Annotated in this window: 27 protein-coding genes; 10 read left to right on the top strand and 17 right to left on the bottom strand. The window is 72.8% G+C overall.

The genetic code is table 11. The features are described 5' to 3' along the window. Positions 1-28 precede the first annotated feature (28 nt). The 8 genes from ACIP93_RS36530 to ACIP93_RS36495 all read right to left on the bottom strand — a co-directional run bounded on the left by ACIP93_RS36530 (position 29) and on the right by ACIP93_RS36495 (position 5,240). Complete coding sequence (locus ACIP93_RS36530; RefSeq protein ID WP_366392648.1) at positions 29-2,254, bottom strand: FtsK/SpoIIIE domain-containing protein; 2,226 nt, start codon at positions 2,252-2,254, stop codon at positions 29-31. Positions 2,255-2,333: 79 nt separating this feature from the next. After that, positions 2,334-2,633, bottom strand: a complete 300-nt coding sequence (locus ACIP93_RS36525) for a hypothetical protein (RefSeq protein WP_023543975.1) — start codon at positions 2,631-2,633, stop codon at positions 2,334-2,336. Next, positions 2,630-2,875, bottom strand: coding sequence for a hypothetical protein (locus ACIP93_RS36520; protein ID WP_366392649.1), 246 nt, complete (start codon positions 2,873-2,875; stop codon positions 2,630-2,632). Before ACIP93_RS36520 ends, ACIP93_RS36525 begins: the two co-directional genes overlap by 4 nt. After that, the gene (locus ACIP93_RS36515; RefSeq protein WP_366392650.1) at positions 2,872-4,146 is read right to left on the bottom strand and encodes a hypothetical protein; all 1,275 of its coding nucleotides are present in this window, start codon (positions 4,144-4,146) and stop codon (positions 2,872-2,874) included. The genes ACIP93_RS36520 and ACIP93_RS36515 overlap by 4 nt, the downstream gene beginning before the upstream one ends. After that, positions 4,143-4,421: a hypothetical protein gene (locus ACIP93_RS36510; protein WP_023543972.1), complete on the bottom strand. Its 279-nt coding sequence runs from the start codon at positions 4,419-4,421 to the stop codon at positions 4,143-4,145. Before ACIP93_RS36510 ends, ACIP93_RS36515 begins: the two co-directional genes overlap by 4 nt. Then, entirely contained in the window at positions 4,418-4,603 is a 186-nt protein-coding gene (locus tag ACIP93_RS36505; RefSeq protein ID WP_023543971.1) for a hypothetical protein, read from the bottom strand. Before ACIP93_RS36505 ends, ACIP93_RS36510 begins: the two co-directional genes overlap by 4 nt. Further along, the gene (locus ACIP93_RS36500; RefSeq protein ID WP_158689621.1) at positions 4,600-4,923 is read right to left on the bottom strand and encodes a hypothetical protein; all 324 of its coding nucleotides are present in this window, start codon (positions 4,921-4,923) and stop codon (positions 4,600-4,602) included. The genes ACIP93_RS36505 and ACIP93_RS36500 overlap by 4 nt, the downstream gene beginning before the upstream one ends. After that, a complete protein-coding gene (locus tag ACIP93_RS36495) occupies positions 4,920-5,240 on the bottom strand; it encodes a hypothetical protein (protein WP_366392651.1) in 321 nt (106 codons plus the stop codon). Before ACIP93_RS36495 ends, ACIP93_RS36500 begins: the two co-directional genes overlap by 4 nt. 254 nt (positions 5,241-5,494) lie before the next feature. Between ACIP93_RS36495 and ACIP93_RS36490 the strand changes: the two genes are divergently transcribed. Next, positions 5,495-6,274 carry a GntR family transcriptional regulator gene (locus ACIP93_RS36490; protein ID WP_023543968.1) on the top strand — a complete coding sequence of 260 codons (780 nt, stop codon included), beginning with the start codon at positions 5,495-5,497 and terminating at the stop codon, positions 6,272-6,274. Between the two features lie 26 nt (positions 6,275-6,300). Then, a complete protein-coding gene (locus tag ACIP93_RS36485; RefSeq protein WP_366392652.1) occupies positions 6,301-6,861 on the top strand; it encodes a UTRA domain-containing protein in 561 nt (186 codons plus the stop codon). 130 nt (positions 6,862-6,991) lie between these two features. Here ACIP93_RS36485 and ACIP93_RS36480 read toward each other — a convergent pair whose 3' ends face one another. The 6 genes from ACIP93_RS36480 to ACIP93_RS36455 are packed head-to-tail and all read right to left on the bottom strand — an operon-like array spanning position 6,992 to position 9,565. After that, the gene (locus tag ACIP93_RS36480) at positions 6,992-7,393 is read right to left on the bottom strand and encodes a hypothetical protein (RefSeq protein ID WP_023543966.1); all 402 of its coding nucleotides are present in this window, start codon (positions 7,391-7,393) and stop codon (positions 6,992-6,994) included. Continuing rightward, entirely contained in the window at positions 7,393-7,668 is a 276-nt protein-coding gene (locus tag ACIP93_RS36475; protein ID WP_023543965.1) for a hypothetical protein, read from the bottom strand. Before ACIP93_RS36475 ends, ACIP93_RS36480 begins: the two co-directional genes overlap by 1 nt. Further along, complete coding sequence (locus ACIP93_RS36470) at positions 7,665-7,988, bottom strand: hypothetical protein (RefSeq protein ID WP_023543964.1); 324 nt, start codon at positions 7,986-7,988, stop codon at positions 7,665-7,667. Before ACIP93_RS36470 ends, ACIP93_RS36475 begins: the two co-directional genes overlap by 4 nt. After that, complete coding sequence (locus ACIP93_RS36465; RefSeq protein ID WP_023543963.1) at positions 7,985-8,350, bottom strand: hypothetical protein; 366 nt, start codon at positions 8,348-8,350, stop codon at positions 7,985-7,987. Before ACIP93_RS36465 ends, ACIP93_RS36470 begins: the two co-directional genes overlap by 4 nt. 16 nt (positions 8,351-8,366) lie before the next feature. Beyond that, positions 8,367-9,182, bottom strand: a complete 816-nt coding sequence (locus tag ACIP93_RS36460; protein ID WP_366392653.1) for a hypothetical protein — start codon at positions 9,180-9,182, stop codon at positions 8,367-8,369. Positions 9,183-9,211: 29 nt separating this feature from the next. Next, the gene (locus ACIP93_RS36455; RefSeq protein ID WP_023543961.1) at positions 9,212-9,565 is read right to left on the bottom strand and encodes a hypothetical protein; all 354 of its coding nucleotides are present in this window, start codon (positions 9,563-9,565) and stop codon (positions 9,212-9,214) included. A 172-nt stretch (positions 9,566-9,737) separates the two neighbouring features. On the opposite strand from ACIP93_RS36455, the gene ACIP93_RS36450 reads away from it, so the two are divergent. The 7 genes from ACIP93_RS36450 (at position 9,738) to ACIP93_RS36420 (ending at position 17,689) form a co-directional block, all read left to right on the top strand. Continuing rightward, on the top strand, positions 9,738-10,025 hold the full coding sequence (locus ACIP93_RS36450; RefSeq protein ID WP_037785387.1) for a hypothetical protein: 288 nt from the start codon (positions 9,738-9,740) through the stop codon (positions 10,023-10,025). A 306-nt stretch (positions 10,026-10,331) separates the two neighbouring features. Further along, positions 10,332-11,141: a hypothetical protein gene (locus tag ACIP93_RS36445; protein ID WP_023543959.1), complete on the top strand. Its 810-nt coding sequence runs from the start codon at positions 10,332-10,334 to the stop codon at positions 11,139-11,141. A gap of 14 nt (positions 11,142-11,155) precedes the next feature. Further along, positions 11,156-11,707: a telomere-protecting terminal protein Tpg gene (gene tpg / locus ACIP93_RS36440; protein ID WP_023543958.1), complete on the top strand. Its 552-nt coding sequence runs from the start codon at positions 11,156-11,158 to the stop codon at positions 11,705-11,707. Next, the gene (gene tap, locus ACIP93_RS36435) at positions 11,707-13,410 is read left to right on the top strand and encodes a telomere-associated protein Tap (RefSeq protein ID WP_023543957.1); all 1,704 of its coding nucleotides are present in this window, start codon (positions 11,707-11,709) and stop codon (positions 13,408-13,410) included. Before tpg ends, tap begins: the two co-directional genes overlap by 1 nt. 162 nt (positions 13,411-13,572) lie before the next feature. Next, positions 13,573-15,858, top strand: coding sequence for a DUF6884 domain-containing protein (locus ACIP93_RS36430; protein ID WP_366392654.1), 2,286 nt, complete (start codon positions 13,573-13,575; stop codon positions 15,856-15,858). Between the two features lie 82 nt (positions 15,859-15,940). After that, a complete protein-coding gene (locus tag ACIP93_RS36425; RefSeq protein ID WP_366392655.1) occupies positions 15,941-16,630 on the top strand; it encodes a hypothetical protein in 690 nt (229 codons plus the stop codon). A gap of 288 nt (positions 16,631-16,918) precedes the next feature. Continuing rightward, complete coding sequence (locus ACIP93_RS36420) at positions 16,919-17,689, top strand: hypothetical protein (protein ID WP_401766483.1); 771 nt, start codon at positions 16,919-16,921, stop codon at positions 17,687-17,689. Between the two features lie 75 nt (positions 17,690-17,764). Here the strand turns inward: ACIP93_RS36420 and ACIP93_RS36415 are convergent, their stop codons facing one another. After that, positions 17,765-18,283 (bottom strand): hypothetical protein, encoded by a 519-nt coding sequence (locus ACIP93_RS36415; RefSeq protein WP_366392657.1) that lies wholly within the window; start codon positions 18,281-18,283, stop codon positions 17,765-17,767. 458 nt (positions 18,284-18,741) lie between these two features. Between ACIP93_RS36415 and ACIP93_RS36410 the strand changes: the two genes are divergently transcribed. Continuing rightward, complete coding sequence (locus tag ACIP93_RS36410) at positions 18,742-19,143, top strand: hypothetical protein (RefSeq protein WP_366392658.1); 402 nt, start codon at positions 18,742-18,744, stop codon at positions 19,141-19,143. Between the two features lie 68 nt (positions 19,144-19,211). Here ACIP93_RS36410 and ACIP93_RS36405 read toward each other — a convergent pair whose 3' ends face one another. Both ACIP93_RS36405 and ACIP93_RS36400 read right to left on the bottom strand, forming a co-directional pair. Then, positions 19,212-20,411 carry a hypothetical protein gene (locus ACIP93_RS36405; RefSeq protein WP_141724867.1) on the bottom strand — a complete coding sequence of 400 codons (1,200 nt, stop codon included), beginning with the start codon at positions 20,409-20,411 and terminating at the stop codon, positions 19,212-19,214. 105 nt (positions 20,412-20,516) lie between these two features. Continuing rightward, positions 20,517-24,812 (bottom strand): TniQ family protein, encoded by a 4,296-nt coding sequence (locus ACIP93_RS36400; protein WP_366392659.1) that lies wholly within the window; start codon positions 24,810-24,812, stop codon positions 20,517-20,519. Positions 24,813-25,679 lie beyond the last annotated feature (867 nt).

Below are 25,679 nucleotides of genomic sequence, written 5' to 3'. Positions count from 1 at the left end.
ACCTTCCCGGACACGTCGGTTCATCCCGTTATGCACCGAGTACGAGCGTCAGGTCCGTGCGGCGGAATCCGCGGCCCTCGGCGCCCGCGAGGGTGGTCACCTTGACGCGGGCGAGGGTGCGGCCCGATCCGTCGAGGGCCTGCTCGATCTCGCGGCCGAGGCGGGAACCGACGCGGCTCGACCATTGCCTGTCGGTCTCGCCGTCGCGCTGTCCCCAGTCGGCCGCCGGGTCCTGCTTGTGCAGGAGCCGGGCAATGTCGGTGCTGCCGAGCTCCTCGGCCCCGGCCGCCTCGAACGCGGCGCGCATCTGGGCGAGGATGCCGGACACCGTCAGGAGACCCGACGCGGCGTAGCCGGTGAGGGTGCCGGCCTCGATCCGCAGGGCCCGGCCGCGGGCACAGATGGCCTCGAACTCCTGCGGGGTGATCAGGTCGACTTGGAGCTTCTCGGAACCGGCCTCCTCGGCGAGGATGCCGACGCCGATCCGGCCCAGTCCGGCGGCGGAGTGCCCCCGCTTGGCCTGTCCGTCGCCGAGGATCATGTCGGACGACGTGTCGTCCACGGTGTGCACGCTGTACCGCTTGAGGATGACGTCGCGGAAGTCCGTCGGGACCGACTTCGCACTCGGGCGCTGGGCGGCGGCCACGATGATGAGGCCGCAGGCCCGGCCGCGCCGGATGAGGCGGGCGAGCTTCTCGACGAGGGCGGCGAACTCCTTCAACCCGTCCTTTCGGGCGAGGACCACGCCGAACGCCTCTTGAATCTCGTCGATCAGGAACATGAGGACGGGCATTCCGTGCGCCTCTGCCATAGCGGGCGTGAGACGCATGTCGGGGCGCTCGGCCTTGGGCATCCGCCGGATTTTGGCAAAGCGGGTGTCCATTTCCTCGATCAGCTCGTCGACGAGCTCAATGAACTCGTCGACACTCGCGGGGTCGGCGCCGATGATCACGCGGTGCGCGATGTTTTCGAGCTCCTCCCAGTCCGCGCCGCCCTTGAAGTCGGCGAGGAGCATCCGGCACTGAGGGTCGAGGGCGCCCGCGGCGGCCGGCACCCGCATTGCCGAGGTCTTGCCGTACCCCTGGGCACCGCCGAACAGCATTGAGGACCACAGGAGTTGGAGGGTCTTCCGCAGGCCCTTGCGGTTCGAGGCGAAGGGGACGCCGTTCCAGATGGACCAGCGTTCGGCATCGACCAGCGGGGACACGGGCGCCTCACCGGAGAACGGCACCGTCGCCGACACCCAGAGGACGACGTCGGCCGGGGTCTCGCCCTGCGTCAGGTCGATGCGCTCCAGCGACAGGCCCAGGGCCCCGGCGAACTGCTCGGACTTGCTCTTGAGGGCCTTGCAAATGACGTTGGCCGGGAGCTTGAACTCAAGCGTCGTGTTGCCGAGCTCGTCGCGGGTGGCGAGGCCCACGGGCTTGATCTCCTGCTCGGCCGTCAGGAGCTTGATCTCGCGCAGGGCGTTGGTGATCCGCTCGTCAGTCACCGGGCCGTCGTGGTCGGCGCCCGCGGTGCTGTCGAGGAACGCGAACGATCCGTCGGGCGCCCGGCGGGCGAGCTCACGGTGTCCGAGGACGTACAGGAGGCCGAAGAACGGGATCAGGGCCGGGGCGGTGAGGATCAGGCCCCAGGTCTCCCCCAGGGCGAGGACGGCCGCGGCGTAGGAGGTGCAGCCGGTGAGGGCGTAGACCGTGACGGGTTCCTTCCGCCGGGCCTTGGCCTCCTTGCGGCGGTCGGCCCGCAGGTCGGCGATGTGCTCGGCCCCGGCCTTGGCACGGCGGACCTTGTCGGCGAGCTCGCCGTACTCGGTGGCGAACAGGTACGACCAGGCGTCCCGCGCGCCGACGCGGGCGCCGATGGCGCTCGTCTTGACGAACCGCCACAGGTAGACGGGGCTGCGGGTGGCGTGGAAGGCGGCCGAGTTGAGCCACACCGCCCGGCGCTGCCGCCATACGCCCGCGTCGAGGAACGTCGGCGGGATGATCGGTCGCAGGCCGAGGGATGCGCGCTCGTCCTCGTCGAGCTCGTCCTCGTCGAGCTGCTCGAAGGTGCCGGCATCGGCCGGGGCCTCCTCGACCTTGTCCAGTCGCACCGTGCCGGTGAACAGGTCGGCGACGCCGTTCTCGGTCTGCTGTGCGGCGGTCCGGGAGAGCTCGCCGAGGCGGAGGAGGGTCTCGGGGTCCTGGTAGGCGGTGAGGTCGACGAGCTGCGCCTCGCGCTCGCCGTGCTCGGTCTCGGTGGTGCTCATGGGGGTGGTTCCTTCCTCAAGTGCGTGGGCCGTCGGCCCGGCCGCCGGGGGGAGGGGGCGGCCGGGCCCGGGTGGTGGATCAGTGCGCCGCGTGCTCGCGGGCGAGGGCGTCGAGGGCGAGGTGAAGGCGGGCGCGGGCGGTGTCGGAACCGCAGCCGACGGCCGTCCCGTACTGGAGCGACTCGCGGGCCGCCTCGGCGGCCTCCCACGCCTTCACCCCGTGCTCGCTGGCCGGGGGGTGGGCGTCGAATTCGAGGTAGACGAGGCCGAGGTCGGCGGCGCAGCGTCCGAGCTGGGGGTGTCGGTCGGCGGCGTGCTGGTCCGCCTCGGCGGCGAGCCCGCGGGCGATCTGCCGGTAGACGCTCTCGGGGGCGCTCACTTCTTGCCCCCCTTCTTGGCGGCGGCGGCCTCGGCCTCGGCCTTCTTGGTGGCGGCCCGGACCTTGGACGCCTGGGCGGCGGACCGGATCAGGGCCGGGCCGAACAGGACGAGAGCGAAGATCACGGCGCCGACGACGGCGGACCACGTCCACCCGGTCTCGGGCGAGAGGGTGATCGTCGGGTAGATGCCGGCGGGCGCGGCGAGGATCAGGAGCCGGGGCGGGGTGAACGAGGCACTCATCGGGTCCGGCTCCTCTCGGCCTTGACCGCGTCGCGGAGGGCCATCGCGTACCGGGTGTTACCGCCGCCGACGGCCTCGCGGACGTTCTTGACGGAGAGCTTCGCGGCGCCGCCGAGGAGGTCGGCGAGGGCGCGGACACGGTCGAGGTCGGCCGGGTCGAGGGGCTTGTCGGGGACCTTCCGAGAGGTCCGTCCGGTCAGGCGGTCGACTGCCTGCTTCCCTTTGCGCCCAAGGGTTGTCGTCTTTCGACCGCCCTTGCTCGGCCCACCGTTCGGGCCCCGTGAGGAGCGCCGCGCGGGCGGTCCGTCGTCGCCCCCGTCGCCGGGGAACAGGTCGGCGAGGAGCTCCTCGACGGCGAGGGTTTCGACCCCCACGCCGTGCGCTGCGGCGAGTGCCTTGTCTGCCAGGCCCCGGTGTGCGACGACACCGGCCGTGACGGCGAGGTCGGCGCCGTGCGTGTCGCGCCACGCGTCCCGCCATGCCGTCTCGGTGTCGACGGTGCCGTACGGGTTCGCGGTCAGAATGTCGGTGTACCGGGTGTAGACGGCGGGGAAGCGGCGGCGGCGCTTGCGGTCGTGCCGGCGGCGGCGACGGGCCTCCTTGCGCTGGTCCTTGGTGCGGGTGGCCTTGGTGCCGTGGCGGCCCCACCCGCGGACCTCCCAGAAGAACACCCCGGCGTACGAGGCGGCGGCGAGGACCCAGGCGAGCCACCCGCCGGACGGGCCAGGTGCGTGCGAGTAGTTGATGACGGCGGCGAAGGTGGCGCACGCCCACATGACCACCCGGAAGCGGCCGACGGGGCGGCCCTCGCGCTTGGCGCGCTCGCCGCTCACGGTGGCGACCCAGGCCCCGGCTTCCAGCATCACGGCCAGGCACAGGCTGATGATGCCGGGGAGGTCTTCCCCGTTGAGGGCGCGGAGCTGGAAGTACAGGGCGGGGACGATGCCGCACGCCATGACGATCAGGGCGCCGACGGTGTCACCCTCGTTGCCGAGCTTGGCGAACAGCTCGGCGCGGGCCTTCTTCCGCTCGGCCTTGCGGCGGGCCTTCTCGCGCTTGCGCTCGGCGCGGAGTCGGCGGTCCTTCTCCTCCCGGGCCTCCTCGTCCTTGCGCTGCTGCTCGGCGCGGGCCTCCTCCCGAACGCGGGTGGCCTCGGCGGCGGCGAGCTCCCGAACGCGGGTGGCCTCGGCGGCGGCGAGCCGGTCGCGGCGGTCCTCCTCGCGCTCGGTCTTCCGGTCGAGGCGGCGCTCCTCGCGGTACGACGTGCTCACTTGGCTGTCTCCTTACGGGCGCCCCGGCGGACGAGGGGGCAAACGGGGCAGTGGGGGAAGGGGCGGCCGACCCGGTCGGCGCGGATGCCCTCGGCGGCGAGGAGCACCCCGACGGTGGCGGCGGTGATGGCCTGTCCGGCGTGTCCGGCGATCACGGAGACGACGAACCAGTCAGCGGCCAGGAAGAGGACCACGGCCGACGTGGCGATGTGGTGGACGGCGGCGGCGGTACCGGCGACCGAGACGACGAGGACGCGGCGGACGGCGGCGGTCATCGCGTGGCCTCCTGGTCCTGGTGGCGGTCGAGGGCCCCGCGGTCACCGCGGCGGCGGTTCTCGACGGCCCAGAGCTCGGCGCACCGGGCGGCCTGGTGGACGTCGGTCCGGCGGGTGAAGCCGTGGGCGGTGAGGGTCTCCTCGGAGACGGCGCCGACCAGGGCGCACGCGGCGGCGGTCATCGGGCCGTGCGGGGTGTCGGGACCGACGGGACCGCGGGCGGGACCGGCGCGGCCGGGGATGCCGGCGGGGCGGTGCGGGGGCCGGGAAACGTCGCGGCCACGCGGACGGCGAGGCGGGCGAGGACGGCGGCCCCGGCGAGGAGCGCGGCGGCCTTGGCCCCGGTCACCAGGGCGGTGAGGAGGGTCACGACGAGCGGCGCGGCGAGCTGGGCGAGTCCCGCGAAGGCGAGGACCAGGACCAGGAGGGCGGCGGGGTGCAGCCGGTCGGCGGAGCCGAGGAGGGCGCGGGCGGCGCGGGCGGCGGAGTGGCGGGTGATCACGCGGCCCACCCCCCGGCGAAGTCGTCGGCCTCGTAACCGTCGAGGTCGTCCTCGCGCTCGATCTCCTCGACGATTCCGGCGATCAGGTCGAGGGTCGCGTCGCGGGGGATGAGGCCCGAGTCGGCCATGTCGACCAGCGCGTACAGGCGGGCGAGCTCGTCGAGCTCGTCCTCGTCGCCACCGATGGGGCCGAGGACGAGGTCGACGTCGAGGCCCAGCTCGGCGGAGAGGTCGAGGCGGGTCGGGACGGTTCCGTTGGCGGAATCGGCCGCGCCGATTCGCAGGTGAAGCACGCTTTCGGGCATGGTGGTGCGCACGCGGAATCACTCCTCTGTCTGTCAGGGGAGTCCGCCGAGCGGCCCCGGTGTGCGTGGACAAGACGCCCCGGGGCCGCGCCCTTTCGAGCGTGGCGGACCACAGCAACTCAGGCCCCAGGGCCCTCGTCGGTGCCGTTCGATCGGCACGACATGAGTGAAGCACCGAATGGAATCCATTGCAATAGTCTTGGATTCCATTCATGCTTGTGTCGGTAGCAAGCGCCATGGAATGGCTTCCAGATAAGGTGACCCGCATGACAGAGGACGAGCCGCGCCGAGCGACCTTTCGCGCAGTCGCCGACGAGGTGCGCACGCGCATCCAGCGGGGCACATACGCCCCGGGTGCCAAGCTCCCCACCGAGGGGGAGCTCGCCGACGAGATCGGCACGAATCGGGGGACCGCCGCACAGGCATTGCGCCTGCTCGCCTCCGAGGGACTGATCGACAAGAGCCGCCGGGGCATGTTCGTGCACCGGATCGTCAAGAAGATCGTTAGGGACTCGACGTCGCGCTACGTCCGGGCCCGCCGCGAGGAGGGGCAGGCCCGGGGGGCGTTCGAGGCCGAGATCCGCGGACTCGGGATGACCCCCTCCTCGATCACCACCACCCAGCACGCGCAGCCGCCGGCATGGGTGGCGGACCTTCTCGGGGTAGACGGGAACGATGTGTCGACCCTCGCCCGCGTCCGGCGGATGCTCGCCGACGACGTCCCCGTGCAGCTCGCAACGTCGTACCTCCCCCTCGCCATCGCCGAGGGGACCAGGCTCGAAGAGATCGACACGGGGCCGGGCGGGTCGAAATCACGCCTCGCCGAGCTCGGTCACCCGCAGGCCACCATCACGGAGGAGATCGACGTCCGTCCTCCTACCGCCGAGGAGGTCGGGGCCCTCGACATGCGGGAGGACCAGCGCGTTTACGAGATCGCCCATATCGGGCGCACCGAGGACGGCCGCGCGGTCGAGGTCACCGTTCACGTACTGCCCACCCACCTGTGGCGCCTGTCCTACTCCTGGCCGCTCGGCCCCACTCACTGACCACCCCACCGGAAGGGATCACGCACATGGCACAGAACACCATCGGCGCGAACGGCGGCATTCTGCGGGACGCCCGCAGCCGGTACCGCACCGAGAACCGCGAGGCGAACGGCGCGCACGGCGCGTACGAGAGCGAGACGCGCCGCGGTGGCGGGACGCCCCGCGCCGAGGTGACGGTGAACCGCGCCGAGGCCCCGGCCGACGTCGCCGAGCTGCTCGGCGTCGAGGGGCCGGTCGTCGTCCGCGCCCGGCGCATGTACGACGGTGAGCGCCTGGTCCAGCTCGCCGACACCTGGATTCCGGTCGACGTCGCCGAGGCCGCCGGCATCGAGCAAGTCGACACCGGGGCGGGCGGGATCATCTCCCGGATGCGCGAGGCCGGTTTCGACCAGGGCGCCGAGGCCGTCGAGGACGTCGACCAGCGGCCCGCCACGAAGGACCAGGCCGAGGCCCTCGGGGTCGACGAGGGCGAGCTCCTCCTCAACGTGACCCACGTCGGCCGGACTGCCGAGGGCCGGGTCGTCGAGGTCACCCGGCACACCCTCGGCCGCGGTTGGACCCTGCGCTACGCGGCGCCGCTCGACTGATCACCAACCCGTCCGCAGGACGAGCGCCCGGCCCCGGAAGGGGTCGGGCGCTCTTGCGTTCCCGGACACGGCAGAGGGCCCCACGCTCGGGAGCGTGGGGCCCTCTGCCGTGATGCCGGCGCCTTCCGGGTCAGTCGTCGTCGGGCGCGCTCCCGACCCAGGCGACGGGGCGGCCCTCGGCCGTGATCCCCCAGTGCGGCGCGGTCGACTCGTGACCGGTGTCGAGTACGCAGACGCGCCCCCACCGGCCGTGTTTCCCGGGGCACGTCCGGGCGAGGGCGTCGAGGTCGGCATCGCGTACGGCCCGGTCGTACCGGTCCCGGAAGTGCTCGAACTCGGGCCGCAGCTCCTCGCCGAGGAGGGTCTCGGTCCGCTCGATCTCCTCCCCCAGGCGCCGAACCTCCGGGTCGGACACCACGGCCGCGATGGCGGTCTCGGCCTCCCACCACGCGCGGCGCCGGGCGTGCGCCTCGACGGCCGCCGCCACCCGGCCCGGTGCCGAGCTGTCCCCCGTCGCTCCCCCCGTCAACATCAGGGCCCCGAGACGATAGCGACGATCAGAACCTCGCCCCGGGCCTCGTCGACCCGGTACAGGACGCTGGTCCACGCCATCCGGCCGCCGACGGTGAGTAGTGCGGTGTAGAGGCCGCCGACCCGGTCCGGGTACAGCTCGCCGCAGGTGTACGGCGAGGCGGCGACTTGCTTCTCGAAGGCGAGGACGGCGGCCCGCTCCTCGGCCGTGGCCGTGGCCAGTCCGGCGCGGCCGGTCTCGCTGTAGACCACGGCCCACGGGGTGCCTTGGGTCACCGGCCCGCCTCCTGGTGGCCGTCGGCGCCGAGGATCTCCTCGGACGTGAAGCGGGGGGCGGCCGGGTCGGTCGAGGCCGCGACGGCGGCGAGGATCTCGGGCCGGGTCCGCATGACGAGGCGGTGCCGCCAGGAGCGGACGAGGGCGGCGTACTCCTCGGGGTCGTCGAGGTCGAGCTCGCCGAGCTGCGCCTCGAACTCCTCGCGGTCCGCGGCGCTCGCCGCGGTGAGGGCGGCCCGCAGTTGCGTGACGGTGCGGGGGCCGCCGCCGTGCTGTGTGCGGTACGGGTTGGTCGGTTCCTCGACGGGGAGGGCGCTCACGGGGTGATCTCCTTGGACTCGGGGCCTGCCTTGCGGAAGCGGAGACCGACGCGGCCGTGTCCCTCGTCGGTCTCCTCGTACGGGATGCCGGCGGCGTCGAGCTGCGCCCGGGTCAGGTCGAGGGCGTTCGTCTTGCCCGACCCCGACTGACCGACGAACAGGGCGCGTTGGGCGTCGGGGGCGATCCGGCTCACGCGGCCCACGGCGATGATCTCCTCGGCGAGGCGGCGGGCCTCCGGGGTGAGCAAGGCGGCGGCCTCGTCGTACATCACGACGCGCGGGCGCCCGGAGTCGCGGGATACGGGGACGGGGAGCAACTCGCCTTCCTGGGGCGCGTGTTCGGGCTTCGGTTCCTGGTCCATGGGGGTCCTTCCGGGGTCAGGCCGTGGCGTCCTTGACGAGGGCGGGGCGGGTCCGGGTCTCGACGGCGGCGACGGCCTGCCGGGGGAGGGTGAGGACGCCGTCGAGGAGCTCGCGGGCCTTGGCGTAGGCGGCGCGTCGCTCATGCTCACCCCCGTTGCCGTCGAGGGCGATTTCGAGGAGCCCACGGGCACGGGTGACGGTGGCGCGCTCCTGGCGGGGTAGGTGGCGCAGGCCGGTTTTCCGGGCGTGTTCGTCGGCGGCCCGCCATGCGGTTTTCAGTTGGCTGACGGCGGGCCGGTAGAGGTTGAGGTCGCCCCCTCGGCGGGCGTCGGCGGCGGTGTCGAGGGCGTGCAGGAGGGCCGCGGTCTGGGGCACGGTGACGTCGTCGAGGGCTGGGCGGTCGAGGACGGCGAGGACGTCGCACAGGTAGGCGCCGTGCGCGTCGAGTACCTCGTCGTGCTCGGCCTCGATGGCGCGGCGGCGCTCCTGGGCGGCGGTGTCGGCCGCGCGCTGGGCGGCCTTGCGGGTGCGGCGGCGCTGGATGAGCGACCACAGCCCGTACCCGCCGAAGCTCACGGCGAGGCCGACGGCCCCGAAGGTGAGGGGGAGCCACAGGCTAGACCCGTCGTCGCTCTTGGGGTGGGAGTCGGCCGCCGGTTTCGAGGGGTGCCCACCGTCGAGGGCGCCCTCGAACCAGTCCCGCAGGGGTCCGAAGTTCGAGAGCACGACGAGCGCCACCATGCCGGCGAGTAGCCGCACGACGGCCATTCCGAACTCCTTGCGCACGACTGCCGCGAGGACACCGGCCACGGTTCCGAGCGAGACAACCATCGTGGCGACGGTGGTTACCCATTCGATCATCAGGCGGCGGCGGCGCCGCTCTTGCGCGTGCGACGCGCGGTCCCGCCCTCACCACCCTTGGCGGTCCGGGATCGGGCGGGCTTGGGCTTCGCCTTCGCGGCCTTGGCCGCGTCGCGCTCCTCGGCGGCCTGGTCAAGCCACCCGGGGTGCTGGTTCTCGATCAGGGTCCGGAGGTACTGAGCGGCGATGCCGGCCTCGCGGGCGACGGCGGACAGGTGGCCGTACGCGGTCGAGGTCATGGCCTCTTTGACGGCCGCGTCCAGCAAGGCCGCCTTGTCCTTCTTGGCCTGGGCCTCGGACGCCTCGGACGCCTCTCGCAGTTCCTTGATCGTCTTCACGGGGGTGTCAGTCATACCCCGAGGATGACACGTCCGGAGATTCACTACAAGCAAGACTTGTAGTTGACGTGCAACCGTGGAAGAGTGTGCACCGGTCGGGCAGGAATCGCCGGACCCCTCTAGCTGCCGTTATGAGCCCAGCTCACAAAAAGTGAGGTCAGAGCATATGGGGAAGTTCGCAGCCGCCTTGAGTACCAGCGAACGCACGCTCCGGATCACGGTCGCAGCCCTGATGCGCGCCTGCGGCGAGAATCAGACGTCGCTCGCCGCGGGCCTGCGGATCACTCAGGGGCAGGTCTCGCGCAAGCAGACCGGCGCCGCCGCATGGTCCCTCGGTGACATCGACCGCCTGTCCGCGCACTACGGCATCCCGGTGCCGGATCTCCTGTGCGGTCCGACGCACGCCGTGGAACAGCTCTCCCCCCGGCGCCTCGCCTCGGTGCTCGGCGGATCGCAGGAGGTCATCACGGTCTGACCTGGCACAGGCCGCGCGCCTGCCGCTCGACCCGCTCCACACATGCGAAAAGCCCCGTCGGGGTCATAGGAGGTGGCTCTCCTACCCGTCCGAGGCTTCCGCGTGGACCCTGCTCTAGGTCTGTGGCGGAGTCTACCCGCGCACCCCCGGGTGAGACACCGCAGCGGACGGAAAGGCCGATTAGTGGCACCCCACCGCGATATCAGTCCCGACGACTGCCCCAACTGCCACAAGGTTTACGGGGCCCTTGAAGAACACCAGACGGCCGACTCTGAGAATTGGCTCACGACCGAGGCCCTCGGTCGGATGATCGGCCTTAAGAAGCGCGCCACTCAGGACCACTTGGCGCACCTGTTCGCGCACTCCCGTATCGACGCCGACCGGCGCACGCCGCTGGGCGGCGGGATCGGTCAGCCGTTCTTGCCGGGGGCCCAGGAGTGGGCCGCGAACATGATTGCGCCGGACCCCACCTGTGCGAAGTGCCTCGTCGCTCTCGCCGGGATCGGGTGGGAGGGGCAGGTCCACATGGAGGAGCTCGCCAAGATCGCGGGCGTGAGCCTGCGGACCATCGAGCGTCACCGGCCGCACCTCGTACGCGCGGACCTCGTCGCCTTCCGCCCGGTGCCCATCCGGGAGAACGGGAAGAACCTCGGCCGCCGCCCGGACCGCTTCACCCTGTTGAGCGGTTTCACCGCGCCGCGCCTGGAAGGGGCGGCCCTGGAAGCGGTGCCGGCACTCTCCGAGTCCATCATCGACCGCGTCCGCTGGTTCGTCGGCGTCACCGACGAGGAGCGCGCCCTCGCCGCCAAGTCCGTTGCCTGGTGTCTGCGCAACGGGTGGCCCGAGGAGGCTCTCCTCCGTGCGCTCGACGCGACGGAGAACCGGCAGGCGTACAGGCCGAATGGCTACCTGTCCAAGCTCCTGCGCAAGCTCCCGGCCGAGTACGTCATCCCGGCCCGGCAGATGGTGACCCAGCGAACCGCGCCGCGCAGGCTTGATTGCTCGATCTGCGACACCCCGTTCAAGACGACGATGCCGGGCCATGTGCTGTGCGGCGGCGCCGTTTGCCTGCGGCCGGAACTGGCCGTCATTCCCTCGCCCTACAAGCTCGCCTGAGAGGAGCCGTGACCATGGGAAAGCTCGTCGATGCAATGCGAGCGCGGTTCCAGACGCGCAACGCCCCCAAGACCGCGAGGGGTCAGTTCAACGCCCTGATGCGCAAGGAGAAGGGGAACACCGCGCGGGTGGCCGAGCGCCTCGGCGTGTCCCGCCGGACGGTGCAGCGGTACGTCAAGGGCGAGCGGAAGATCACCAACTCGAAGCCCGAGATCCTCGACCGCTTGGAGAAGGAGGCCGCCAAGGACCACCAGCCGCGCGTTACGGCGCGGGCCCAGAAGGAGGCCCAGCAGCGCGGTATGACGATCGAGACGCGGGCCCGGTTCGGGTTCACCGCGGACGCGGGCAGCACGGATGACCCGCGGATGCGCCGCCTCACCGAGGACGTTCCCGACCACCTGATTCCGCAGGTGTTCGACGCCCTGCGGGCGGGGGACGAGGACGAGTTGAACCGGCTCCTCGGGGAGGGGCTCGCCGAGGAGTATTTCCGCACCCCCGGCACCGACGCCGAGCGTCTCGACGTCGAGTTCACAGACATTGACTACGTGGAATTGGACTTCCGCTGATGACCGAGAAGACCTACGCCGCTCCCCTCCTGGTCCTCGACGCCGAGGCCGGGGTCCTCATCGCCCACCGCACCGACGTACAGCGCATGGACGTGCCGGCGGACGTCGTCGACCTGGCGACGGCCGCCGAGTGGGCCGTCGCGTACGGCCTGGGCGCCGGTCCCCTGTCGCAGTACGGCGAGGAGTCCGGCCCGCTCCTGGTCCTCACCGAGGGCGCCGTCGAGGCCCTCGGCCTCCCCGCCCGGCTCGACGACCGCAAGCGGCTGCGCGTGTCGGACGATCACCCGGCGGTCAAGGCCGTGGAAGAGGGCGGATGGAAGCTCTCCCGCGCGGGCCTCGCGCCCTGGTCCTTCCTGTACCGGGACCGCGTCGAGGTCCACGTCGCCACGGTCCCGTGGGGGGCGTTCGCCGATCACCTCCGGTGGGGCGGAATCGAGGACGTCGCCGCCGACCCGGCCGCCCTCGCGTACGTCCTCGGCCAGTACGCCGAGCGCGTGATCACGCCGACCGGCTCGACGGCCGCTTGCAGCCTCGCCCTGATGACCGCCCTTCGGCCGCCGACCCGGCTTGTCCGCGACCGGGGCACCGGACGGCCCCACCGGGTGCCGGTCGAGGGCTCGCTCTCCGCGCCGGTCGACCCGGCGCCGCCCGAGGCGCCGGACGAGCACCCGCTCGCCAAGGACCGCACCCGCGACGAGGCCAAGAACCCCGCGCACGTCCTCGCCGAGGAGGCCCTCGCGTGGCACCGGGAGCCGACCGAGGCCGAGGCCGCCGCGCCGTACGTCGTCGGCGTCGACATCAACGTTGCGTTTCTCGCGGCGGCGAACCGGCTCACGGTGGGGATCGGCGAGGCGGTCTACACGGACGGCCCGCGGTTCGACAAGAAGGTTCCGGGCGCGTGGCTCGTCGACCTGTCCGGCGCCGAGCTGCGCACGAAGGATCTCGTCACGAAGGCGTGGAAGACGCTCCCGGCCGAGTTCCCGAGCCCTTTCACCCCGGACGGGAAGGCGCCGACGGGCCCGGCCTGGTACGCGACGCCGACCCTGGCGTACGCGGTCGAGCTGGGGATCGAGGTCCGGCCCATCGCGGCGTGGCTGCGGCCCGAGGCGGGCGGGTACCTCGACCTGTGGCACAACCGGCTGAGGGATGCCTACATGGACACCCTCGCCGATCTCGGCATCACGGCCGACATGGAAGAGGGGGCGTTCCTCGCGGCTATGGCCACGGTCAAGGAGCGTGACCCCGAGGCCGTCGCCCTCCTGTCTGCGATCAAGCAGACGGCGAAGGGCGGTATCGGCAAGCTGCGGGAGAGGCCGCAGGGGAAGCGCGAGGGGCGACACGCCCCGTGGCCGGCACTCAAGCGCCCGACGTGGCGTCCGGACATTCGCGCCGCCGTGATCAGCGCGGCGCGGGTGGGCGCCCACCGGAAGATGGTCAAGACGTGGAACGCGCTCGGCCTGGTCCCGCTCGCGGTCCTGTCTGACTGCGTGATCTACCCCTCGGCACACCCGACGGCCCGCGCGGTCGTGCCGCGCAAGCCTGACGGGGCGCCCCTGCCGGGCGGGTTCCGTCTCGGCCCGAACCCGGGCTACTGCAAGGAGGAGGGCGTCCGGCCGATGGAGTGGTTCCGAGAGACGGTGGCCAAGGGCGCGAACCCAGCGCGGTTCATCAAGGAGGGCCGGGACGCGGGCCGCGAGGAGTAGGCGGACCGTGCACGGCAGGGGCGGGCCCCGGTAGGCAACTACCGGGGCCCGCCCCTTTCGCTGTGCCGACTTGGATCACAACTGTGAGTTTCACTTGTAGTTGTAGTGCGACTGTGCGAAGGTGTCCGGAGATCAGCACCCCGACCACAGGAGCCCCGCCGAATGCCTGCCGAGTACGCCACCCGGACCCGAATCGCCGTCGACCGTGGCCGCGCCGAGGCCGCCCTCGAATTCGAGCGCGCCGCCGGGAAGGGCAAGGCCCGCGCCGCCGCCGCCCGCCGCCTCGCGGTGATCTACCGGGTAGAGGCCCGCCACCCGTACAGGACCCTGCACTACAACCCGGCCGGGTCCGAGGCCCCCGAGCCGACGCCCGACGAGCTGCGCCTCGACGTGTCCGGCGACCCCGAGCGCGTCGCCCGCTACCTGTCCGCCGTCCCGCGCTACCTCGCCCGCGTCGAGGCCCTCGCCACCAAGGCCGCCCGCGCCTACGGCCGGTGGGCCCGCAGCGCGGCCGGTGAGAACGCCCTCGAATACGTCGATGCCGGCGGGGCCCGCGCGTACGCCCGCCGGTTCCGCGTCGAGGCGTTCGCGGCCGTCGCGGACGCGTTCGGGATCTCCTCTCTTCCCCGGTACGTCGACCCGGCCGCGCCGATGTGGGACCAGGCCGCCCGCATCGCGTGGGACGTCGTCAAGGCCGAGGGCCCGGTGTCCCTGTACGCGATGCACGACGAGGCCGAGGCCGAGGAGCTCCTCGCCGCCGCGGACCGCACCCCGGACCCGGCCGCCGAGGCGTTCGAGCGGGAGCTCGCCGAGCTGCGCGCCGCCGAGCGCCGCCGTAGCGCTCGCCTGTTCGCCGCCCTCGACGGCGAGGAGCTCCCGGCCGACGAGGCGCCGGTCGAGGAGGCCGCGGCCGAGGACGTCGTCGAGGACCAGGAGGACGAGGAGCTCCCCGCCGTCGAGCTCACCCCGGTACAGCGCCGTTGGCTGCACACCGCCGCCGCGCACCCGGAGGGCTTCCTCCCCGCGTCCGTGAACCTGCGGACGGCGCGCTCCCTGGGGGCGGCCGGGCTCGTCCGGTGGACGCGACCCGAGGGCCGCACGGTGCCCGTGGCCGAGGCGGTGTGGAAGCTCGACGCGGGAGAGGTCCGGCTCACCGCGGCGGGCCGCCGCCGGGCCGTGGCCGAGGAGCGCGAGCGCGTCGTAATCGTGGCGTGCGGGGGCCGGAAGGCGGTGTATGCCGACGGAGTCCGCAAGGGCGAGCCGGTGATCGGCGAGCGGGCCGGGGCGCTTTACGTGGGGAGCTACCACCGGGCGATGCGCCGGGCGGCCGACGTCCTCACCCAGGGCGGCCGGTCCGGGCGCGTGCTGATCCTGTCGGCCAAGTACGGGCTTGTCGAGCTCGACCGGCACCTCTTGAACTACGACCTCCGGGCGGGCGCCCCGGGAACGGTCGACGGCGAGACGCTGCGCCGGCAGGCGCACGAGCTCGGGATCTCCGGGGCGGCCGTGACGGTGCTCGGCGGCCGGGCGTACGTCGAGCTCGCCGGGGAGGTCTGGGACGAGTTCGCCGCGCCGCTCGCAGGCACGCGAGGGATCGGCGAGCAACTCGCCCGTCTCGCCGCCATCTACGACCCGGCCCGCGCCGCCGTCGAGGCCGCGGCCGAGGACGTCGTCGAGGACCAGGACCAGGAGGACGAGGAGCTCCTCGACTCCCCCGCCGCCCCCGTGCGGCCGGTCGAACTCGCCCCCGCCGCCCGGCCGCACGGGCAGTCGCGCCCCCTGTCGCACCCCCTGTCGGCGGCCTGCCTGTCGTCTGGCCTGACCTGCGCCGACGGCCGCGTTCCCCCGGCACTGCGGGCGGCACGACAAGGGAGGAGGCACGGGGGCGACGGGGTGTGTCCCTCGAACCGGTGGACCGCCGCGCGGCGCGACGTACGGCGCCCCGGCATCGGGCACGGTGAGCGGGTGCACCGTCCCGTGATCGCCCTCGCCGTCGCCGCCCTCGCCATCCTGGCCACCGGATGCGTGTCCGTCACCCCGGCGGACGACAAGGCACCCGGACCGCGCGCCCGGCCCATCGTGTCCGCCGCCCCCAGTCCGGCGAGCGCCACCCAGGCCCCGGCCCGCGAGGAGCTCACCCGGACCGGCCCCGACCCGTCGCCCTCCTCGACCCCGCCGCGCCCGCGGCCGACGGCGTCCGTCGGGCGGGCCCCTCGGTCGGTGCGGCCCGCCCCGGCGGGTCGTCGCGCCGCGCCCTCGCAGGGTCACCGCGTCCGGCCGCCGGCACCTCCGCACCGGGCGGCCCCGCGGCCGTCGCACCGCCCGGTGCGCCCGACTCACCGGCCGCCCGCCGCGCCGGGCTACTCCATGCGCGACGTGTGCCGGGCCGCGCAGGGCGTCACCGATCCGGGCCTCGCCTCGCTGTGCCGTAGCACGTACGGGGGATAGACGTCCGCGCCGAGCGGCCACACCGCGCCGCGAGAGTGAAAAGCGGCGCCGGGATCACGGATGCGGCGGATAGCCTTCCGCCATGTCATCACTGATGTTCCAGCTCCCTGAAAAGGGCCGCCGCGTGACCTTCGTCGGCAAGGGCGGGTCGACCAAGACTCACACCCTCGCCCACGTCCGCGGCCACTGGGCCCGCATGGGCTACCCGACGAACGCCATCGACTCCGACCAGCCGGGCGAAGACGAGGACGGCTCTCTCTACACCTGGGATCAGATGTGCGGCGGCATGGTCAAGGACCGCCCCGTCAAAGCGCAGTACAGCGCCCTGCACCTCCCGGGGACCATCACCCAGGAGACCCCGCCCGGTGGTCTCCTCGGCGTCGACACCGGGGCGTGGTCCAACACTCCCGGCGGTACGCATCACTCGGCGCTCGCCATGTCGGATCTCGTCGTTCTGTGTCTCCAGCCCGCCGAGGGTGAGCTCCACCGGTCGGCGTCCGTGTGGCTCGCTCTCAAGTACCTGGAAGACACCACGGGGCGCCGCCCCGAGCTCGTCGTCCTGTTCACCCGGACCCACCACACCGCCAAAGCCAACGACGACGCCCGCCGCACTCTGGAAAAGCGCGACATCACCGTGTTGGAGAGCAGCGTCCCGAACCAGCAGGGCGAGCACGGCTACTCTCGCGCGTTCGGTAAGGCGCTCACCCTCGCCGACGACGACCCCATGCATAAGGTGGCTGTCGAGATCCTTACGAAGGTGGCGATTCAGTAGATGAGCATGGATGCAGTGTTCGGCGACGCCTTGGCCACCCGGGGGCGGGGGGCGGGAACAGGCAAGCCTGAGAAGCCCGCAGTACCCGCCACGTTCACCGCGCCCGAAGTGCCGGCGCCCGCGGGAGCACCGGGAGTCGAGGCCGCTCCGGAGACTGAGGCCGGGGCGGCGCCCGCCCCGGCCGAGGGGGGCGTCCCGCCAATTGGCGGGAAAGCGTTCGATGAAAAATCGAACAGTGATGAGGGGGGCGCACCGGCCGCCGCCGAGACGGACGACGAGGCCAAGCTCGTGAGTCCGCTCTCCGAAGAGGACCGACTCCTCCTGAGTCAGTGCGAGGGTCGGATTCAGGCGTTCGGGAAGGCGGCGGCCGACGCGGGCGAGGCGTTCGACACGATCAAGGACAAGGAGCTCCACCGGCACTACCGCGCGGGGACCGGACCCCGTCGGATGACTTGGGCCGAGTACACCATGGCCCGGTGGGGGGTGTCGGTCTCGCAGGTCGACCGCCTCATTGCGGCTGCGCCGGTCATGCGGGAGCTGTCCATCCCGAACGAGGGCACGGCGCGCGAGCTCGTTCCCGCCTACCGCGAGTGGGGCGCGGATTCCGCGCGGGCCCTCTGGGACGGCACCAAGGAGGGGTCCGAGAACAAGCCCACAGCCAAGGTGTTGCGGGCCGCCGTCCAGAGCGCGAAGGAGAAGATCGAGGAGGGGAAGAAGGTCCCCGCCCCGGAGAAGCTCCTCACTCTCGCGCGCAAGACGGTGGCGCGAGTCGTCAAGGAGGATGCGGCGGCCAAGGCAGAGAAGGCCGCCGCGAAGAAGGCGCCGGCACCGGCACCGGCCGCCGCGGGGGAGGCCGAGGAGAACGGCGCGGACACGTCGAGCGCACCGGCCGGTGAGGCGTCGGCGTGGGTCCTGCCTGACAGTGCGGTGACCGAGTTCTCTCGCCTGTTCGTTGCCCAGGCCGAAGCGACGGGCCGCCCGCCCGAGGAGATCGCCATAGAGGCGTACGACGTGCTGCGCAAGCACTACGGCGCGGCGGCGGACCAGGCCGCCGCGTAGGCCGCCGCAGAACCCGCCACACGGCGCGGCCCCGGGAGTTCGAGTTCCCGGGGCCGCGCCGTTTTGTGTCTGCGGTCAGTCGGCGGCGGGGACGGGGCGGCCTACGTCGGCGAGGAGCTCGGCGGGCACGCCCTCGCGGCACCACTTCACCGCGAGGTCCGAGGCGAAGCCGTTCCCGTGCAGCAGGGGGCCGCTCTCGCACATGATGCGCCGGGCGTCCTCGGCGTGCACGGGAAGGCCGAGGTATGCGCCGCCGGGGCGGGGCCAGGTGAGGTCACGCGCGTTACCGTCCGAGCCTGCGCACCATGCGTGTTCGACGGGCCAGGCGATATCCCATGCGAAGCCTTCCACATAGGCGAGCTCGCCCTCGGACGCCCAGGCCCACGATGCCGCTTCTACGTAGCACTTCCCGGGTTCGCCGGGCGGTGTGCCGCCGTCGGGCCACGGCGTCGGGGTGAACAGGCGGCCGTGCGCGAGGAGGAGGGCGGCCACGCTGTTGTGGGTCCACCCGGGGCGTTCGCCGCGCCACATGGCATCCCTGCGCAGGTGGTCGACGAGCTCGCCCTCGGCCGTGGCGGGTTCGGTGTAGGGCATGGGCGGGCGTCCTCCTGGTGGTCGAGCGGGCACCGGTCGAGTCTGCCCGTTCCGGGCGGCGGCCGGGAGGTTCTCGGCCGAACCCGCCACGGGTGCACGAGCGGCCGGCACTTCCGCTCGGTCCGTACGGCGAAACCGCAGGTCGCACCGAACCCGCCATCTCGTGCACCCCCTGATGCCGACACCGCCACAGCGTGCACCCCTGCGGGACGTCGCCCCTGGTCCCGGGCCTGTGACCTGCGAGGGCGGGGAGTCTCTCGCCGTTCTGAAACCGCCATTCCGTGCACCCCCTCCCGACCTGGGGTTATGACGGTGGCTCATATTTCATGAGCTGGGGACATACGGGGTGCACCCTTCGCCTGTCGGCCGACGCGTCTCCTTCACACTTGCAGTTCAACTTGTAGTTGACCTACAACTCGTGCCATGGTGGAACCCCACCGACCAAGGAGGCAGCACCGATGAACACCCCGACCCCCGCCGAGCTCCCCACCACGGCCCGCACGTTCGTGGTCGACACCGAGACGCGCGCCCTGTTCGAGGACGTCGTCGCCGAGGGCCGCCCCGAGCTCGGCGCCGTCCTCGCCACCGTCCGCGCCGACGAGGTCCCGGCCGGGGCCGTCGTCCTCGGCTGCTACCCCGACGGCGTGAGCGTCGAGGAGGCGACCCCGGCCGGGGCGATCACGCACTCGGACCCGTACACCGCCGCGCCGCGTCCGTACGACCCGGCGTGCGGCTGCCTCGGGTGCACCGAAGCCCGCGACTGGACCGGCCCCGTGATCACCCTCGCCACCGAAACGATGTGGGATGCCTGCGACCCGGTCCCGGCCGCCGCGCCCGTCCTGGTCCGCCTCGCCGCGTAGAACCCGCCCAGCACGAGGGCCCCGTCGCACGCTGCGACGGGGCCCTCGGCGTTCACCGGTCGAGTGCGCTACGCCTCGGCCTGCGGCTGTCGGTCCCACAGGTGCACGGTGCTGCCGGTGCGGAGCGGCGCGCCCTGGGGGCCCTTGATGTGCCCGGGAACGATGCGGTCCTCATGCTGGCAGTCCCCGGCCGCGTGCCCGCCGGGGTTGAGGCAGGTTGAGCGGCGGTACGGGCGCACCGGCCATCGGCAGGACCATGACGGTTCACGGCGGCCGGTGCTCGCTGCGGCGTCGGCGTCGGCCGCTTCCCGGGGTGGCCGTTGGGCTGTGTGGACGTTCACGACGCGGACGGCCGAGGGGCCCGTGATGCCCTGCCGGGCGTCCCGCTTCCTGCCGGACCGCTCCCGGGGGATCTCCTCGACTTCTGCCCACCGGGTGCCCCCGGCGGCCGTCATGAGTTGCCACGCGGTGTAAAGGGTGTGCGTCCATACGTCGGTGGTGTCGGGCCGGGCCGGGGCGAACTCGGCGCCCTCGATGAGCAACGCCTCGTTGTCCCAATTGAGCGGCCCCCCGGGGACGCTGTGTCGCTCCGCCTCGATCAGCCCGGCCGTCATGACTGACCCGTCCCGCATCGTGCCGAGCACGGTCTCAGGGGGCAGGCCAGAGAACAGGTTCCGGGGACTGTAGTAGGTCACCCAGATACCCCGAGTGCCGGGCGGAATCGCGGCGTACCCGTCGCGGGTGGTGTGGCCCCATGTCACCGGCTGCCCCTCGACGTTCACGTCTTCCGGGGTCCACGCGGTCCACGACGCAGCCACGATCGGTGTCGTGACCTTGGCATCGACCCCGGGCCGGGCGGCGAGGGTTTCCGCCAGGGCGGCCCCGACGTCTTCGACGTAGCCGCCGATGGGCTCGCCGAACACGATCAGCCCGGATTCCGCCGGCAGGCGGTCGATGCTCACCCGCTCCCGGGGCGGGGTGGCGGCGGCGGCCAGGGCAAGGGCCGTCATGTCCGCCGTGGCGTAGTAGAGCTCGGCCTCTTCGAGCCGGGCGCGCTCTGCCTTGTTGAGCAGGATCGCGGCGAGAGTGTCGGCCGCAATCGGCGCGTTGCGCATGGTGGGCACGATGGAACAGCGGCCCGCGCGGATCGCCTCGCGCATGGTGATGTTGGACGGGTCCGACGCGGTGAAGTCGACGAGCTGTGCGCGCCACTCCGGCAGTTCTCGGGGGTCCGGCGGCACCCATCGGGTGGGGGCAGCTTGGGTCATGGGGTGGCGCCTTCCTGGTCTGTGATGATGGAGGCCGCGGCGGGCCGCCCCTACTACCGGTGGGGGCGGCCCGTCGTCCTGTCGGCACCGTAGCGCCGTGGGGTGTCAGCGGGTGCGCTTGTCGGGCAGGCCGGTGCACTCGGGGTAGGGCACCCATCGGCAGCTCGGCGCGCGGCCGTCGCACCGGGGACATACGGCCGTGGTGGACGTCAGGGGCAAGCCGTAGACCCACATGAGGCAGGAGGGCGCCCGGAAGGGGCCGGGCTCGGTCGGCCGTCGGTGCAGCGCGGGGAGGTGATTCCATCGACGGTCGGCGGCCGTGCGGCCGGACGACTTCCCGGCAGGCTCGGGCCGATGCTGCTCTAGCCAGTAGTCGAGGGGTGCACGCTCTTGCCGGGTGAGGGTGCCGGCGGGGACGAGCTCGGCGACGACGTCCTCGACCCAGGCCGCGGACGACGCCCCGCGCTTTCGGCGCCGCTCCTCCCATGACCACATGAGCTCGGCGAGGGTGACGGCCTCGGGGTAGACGACGACGGGCGCGGCCCGGCGGCGGTGCCGGGTCATGCCGAGGGCCTCCTCGCGGGTGTGCCAGACGTCGGCGACGCCTCGGCCGCCGTCCCGGCCGGGGCCGCGGCGGCGAGGGATGGACACCCACCACCACAACATCACTTGATGCGCGTCCGCGAGGAGAGCGTCACCGACGGGCCCCACGCGGTGGACGAGCTGTCGGTGTCGTTGCAGCGCCCACCCGAGATCGGGGACGGGGGCGGTGTCGACGAGGTACCCGCCGTCATCCCCGGCGAGCCACCGACGGCCGCAGGGGCACGGCCGCCAGCGGTGACCGGTGGCGGCGAGCCACGCCCCGGGTTCCATACACAGCGGGCAGGCCGGCAGGGGAGCGGCGCCGAGCTCGTCGGGCCACGGTTCGATGCGGGGCGCCTTGACGTCGGCGACGCGGTCCGGGTGCGCACTGGGGAGTGCGCGGGACAGTTGGTCGGCGTCGCGGTCGACGAGGGAGGCGAGTCGGTCGAGGCCCTCGGGGGAGAGGAGGAGCTCCTCCCGCTGCGGGTCGAGGCCCTCGGCGGGGAGGTCGAGGGCCTCGTCGAGGGCCCGCAGGAGCCGAGGCAGATCGGGCCCATTGGCGGCGGCCGTGCGGGCGAGGAGAGAGAGCGTCGTCTCGCCGGGGATCAGTGGAACGCGGATCGGGAGGCCGAGGAGGGGCTCCTCCGGGGTGGCCGGGTCGGTACGGGTCATGGCGGCACCGTGGCACACCGGACCGACAACGGGTTCCCGAACGGGTGACGTCCCGCTCGGACGAGGGGACCGCCTGTCGTCACTTTGGCGCGTCCCTGTCAAGTTTCCTGATGAATCCACGGGGTGGGCCCTCGGCCCCTCTGTCGTCTTTGAAGTGTCCTTGTCAAGTCTCTGAGGAAGCGCCGGCACCCGACCCAACGGCCGGATGCGGGGCGGGGGGCCGCGCTCCCCGTACCCTTGCAGAGGCCGCCCCGCGCGCCCGGGGGCCTGTCGCGTGCCCTGTCGTGCCCCCTGTCGCGCCGCGCCCTGTCGTGCGGTGTGACCTGCGCGAACGCCCCCGACCCTCCCCCCTCGCGGGAGACGCGACAGGGGGACGCCGACAGGCACCCCCGCCCCCGGGCGGGCCGCCGCCGGGGCCGGTCGGTCGACCGCCGCCTCGGCCTCCTCGACCGCCGCCTCGGCCTCGGCGTCCGGGACCAGGAGGCCAACCTCGGCGTACGCGGGAGTCGACAGGAGGACACCCATACCGGCCCACCCGGGCGCGTCCCCTTCCCGTCCGCGCGCCACGACGCACCCGTTGTCGAGCCGCTCGACACCGGTCAAGGTCACCGGGGCGCCCCACGTTTCGGGGGAGAGGGGACCGCCGTCCCCGAACCCGCCACGGACCGGCACGCACCGCCCCGGGGTGCGGACGACGTCCCCCGACTCGACCGCGTCCCATGTAGTGACGCGCCACCCCCGGGGTGCCACGGTGCGGGCCCGCATCCGGCGCGCGGTGTCCGCCTCGGCCGCGGCCCGGACGTCGACCAACCCGACGAGTCGGGCCGCCGCCTCGGCGCGGCTGGTGTGGTCGGTCCGGCGCGTCTCGTCGAGACCGACGGCCCACCATGTGCGGCGCGTCCGGTAGACGTGCCCGACCGGTGCGCCGTCGACCGACACCGGGTAGCGACCCTCGGCGTCCCGGCGGCCGAATCGGTACCGGGGTGCCTCCTCGACCGCCGCCTCGGTCGGGGCCGGCACCGGAGCGGCCTCGGCCCGCGCAGCCTCGGCCGCGCGCTGGTTCCGTGCCCACTCCTCGCGGTCCCGCGCGTACTCCGCCACCGTGGCACTCAGCGCACGGACCCTGTCAGCCACCGGGGCGATACGGTCGGCCGCCTCGGTCCCGCGCTCCCGCGCGGCACGGTCGTGCAGCTCCTCGGCCGTCTCCAGCGCGGTGCGCGCCTGCCGGTACCGGCCGCCCGGAACCCTCGTGTTCGCGTGCCGCGCGTCGTCCATCAGGGCCCGCATGATGCCCAGTTCACCGGCCATGCGCTCACACAGCACCCGCGCGGCGTGTTCGCGGTTCTTCGCGTCGGCGATTGCCTCGGCCCGCCACTCGTCCGTGGACGTGTCGACGATGCGCACGGCCGTACCCGCGTACCGGCTCACGGTGCAGTAACCGACGCTCCACCCCTTGACGGTCCCTCGGTCGGTAAGCGTCGGGTACGCGATGAACGGTGCGCCGTTGACCGCCGCAAGAGCCTGCCGCGCGATCCACACGAGACGGAGCGCGTTCGTCTCTCCGATGCGTCGGTCAACACCCTGCGCCCCGATCCACGCGTTCGGACGGCGCGCAGCCTCGTAGTGCTCCTCGGCGTCCGCGAGGGACCACTCCGCGCGCTGCAACTCGGCCGCCGCCGCGGCCTCGGCCTCGGCCCACGCGAAAGCCTCGGCGACCGTGCGCGCGTCCGCCTCGCATCCGTCGGCCAGCACGCGCGCACGCTCGGCGCAGTCACGCGCACGGGCGGGGTCCGTGATCTCCGCGCCGTCCCACCAGTCACGCCGCGCGGAAAGCTCAAGGTTGTACGCGGTCCGGGACCGGCGGTCGATACGGGCGAGCGCGGCCCGCACCCGCTTGCCCTCGGTCTCGTCGAGCCGCTCAACGGGCATCGCGTCATAGATGTTGGTCCGGTACCGGACCGCGGTCACCGTGAGCTCGTACGCCTCGGCCGCGCGGGACGCGTGTCCCTCCGCCTCCTCGGCCCACTGGCGCGCGGTCCGGCCGTCGCACGTCGCCACCGGTGCCGCAGGCTCGACCGCGGCCTCGGCCGCACGGACCGCCGCGCGCCGCGCCTCGGCCTCGGCCGGACCCTCCTCGGCCCGCTCGATAGCCTCCTCGGCCTCGGCCCACTCGCCGCCCAACATGAGCTGTCCAGCGGCGTGAAGCTCCTCGTCGTCAGACATGATCAGTTCGCCGATGCGGACCGCCTCGGGGTCGACCGTGCGCGCCGCACCCGACCCGTACCGGGCGAGCACTGCGCACATGATCTCTCGGCACGCGCACAGCCATTCGCCGCACCCCATGCACTCGTTGTCGGCCGCGGTGCGCGCGGCCTCGGCCGCCTCCTTCGCAGCCTCGGCCGCCTCCTCGGCGGTGTCGAGGGACTCCCGCGCCGTCTCCCGCGCATCCTTCGCACGGTCAAAGGCACGGTCCGCCTCGGTCTCGTAGAGGGCGCCGGTAGCGGCCTCGGCGTACTTCCGGCACTCGTTGGCCGCGCGCTGGGCCCGCTGGAAAGCGCGCTTGCAGTCGACGACCGCCTCGGCCGCTCCCTTGGCGTCCGCCTCGGCCTGGTCCGCCTCGGCGTCGGCCTCGGCCCAGGTACGTGCGGCCTCGGCCGCCTCCTGCGCCGTCTCGGCCGAGTGCTGGAACCCGCCCGCAGCGTCGGCGCACTTGCGCGCCTCGGCGAGTGCCTCCTCGGCCTTCTCTCCGGACTTGACCGCGTCGAGTGCGGCGCGGGCCGCGGTGACACCGGCCGCGGCCTCGGTGACCGTTTCGGCCGAGACGTCACCCGCCGGGACCTTGACCTCCTCGACGACAGTCTCGACCGCCGCGCCCGGAAGCGACTCCATGCCGGACCGGTACCAAGCGACCGTTTCGCGGTAACCGCGGCCCGCCGTCGCCCACTTGCCCGCGCGCCAGGTGTAGCGGCCCGTACGGGAGTCGGACGGCGTCGCCACAACCAGGGTCCACGCGTCGGCCGTTGCGTCGCGCTCGACCATGACGCCCCACCCGCACCCGGTAGCGGCGGCGGCGAGCGCACCCAGGGTGCGGGGGGCGCCGGCCGACAGGGCGTCAGCAACGGGCATCGGGGCGGAAGTCGAGGTCATGCGCGGTTCCTTTCGGATCGGACCGCCGGGGGTTTCCCCCGGCGGTTGGTGCGGTTCCCACACTAGCCAACTTGCATCACAACTACAAGTTGAACTGTGAGTTTGGGTGCGCCTTTTCGCGTCCGGGACCGAACCCGCCACGGGGTGCGCCGGGGGCGCCGGGGGCGCACGCTGGACACCGGGGGGACGATCACCCGCAGCGGGCCCAGGAAGGGGCCTAGGTGGCGCCCTCCGGGCCTAATCTCGACCCGGCGGCCCGTTGTGCGCGTACAGGGTCGAGGCCGCGAGACGGCCGCACAGCGGTTTTCGCTGGTCAGTCGGGGTGTGGATAAAGGGTGCACCAAATGGCGGTATCGGGGCTGACCAGGGGGAACGGGGTCTACGATGGCCGAACCCGCCACGGGTGCACGGCAGTTGGTAAGGGGTGAAACTTTGGAGGCGCCTCTTACTCGAACACCTTATTGGGAACGGTTCCCGATAAGGAGCGGGCCCGGACGACTGTTCTCCCTGGTCACTCCCGAACCCGCCAACCCATGCACCCCCCGACCTTTGTTCGATTTCCGCACTGTGGAAAAAGCGTGCACGAAATGGCGGGTTCTGAGATCGGTTACGATCGGTCTCCGAGGCCGGCACCATGCGAAAACGTGGGTTGAGCTGGGCAAACGTGGTTATCCACAGGGGTGCACCGTATGGCGGGTTCCACCTAGTTCCCACACTCAAGCCGCAGGCGCAGACGTGATCCGCGAAGCGGATCACCGCGGCCCGCGAAGCGGGCCGCATAGCAGACAGCGTGAAACGCTGTCAAGTGATCGGCGAAGACGATCACCAGGCATAGGCGGCGAAGCCGCCTATGTACCCGCGCGCGGG

Source organism: Streptomyces sp. NPDC088745 (assembly GCF_044751045.1).
GTDB lineage: Bacteria > Actinomycetota > Actinomycetes > Streptomycetales > Streptomycetaceae > Streptomyces > Streptomyces cremeus.
This window is presented reverse-complemented; position numbering and strand designations above follow the sequence as displayed.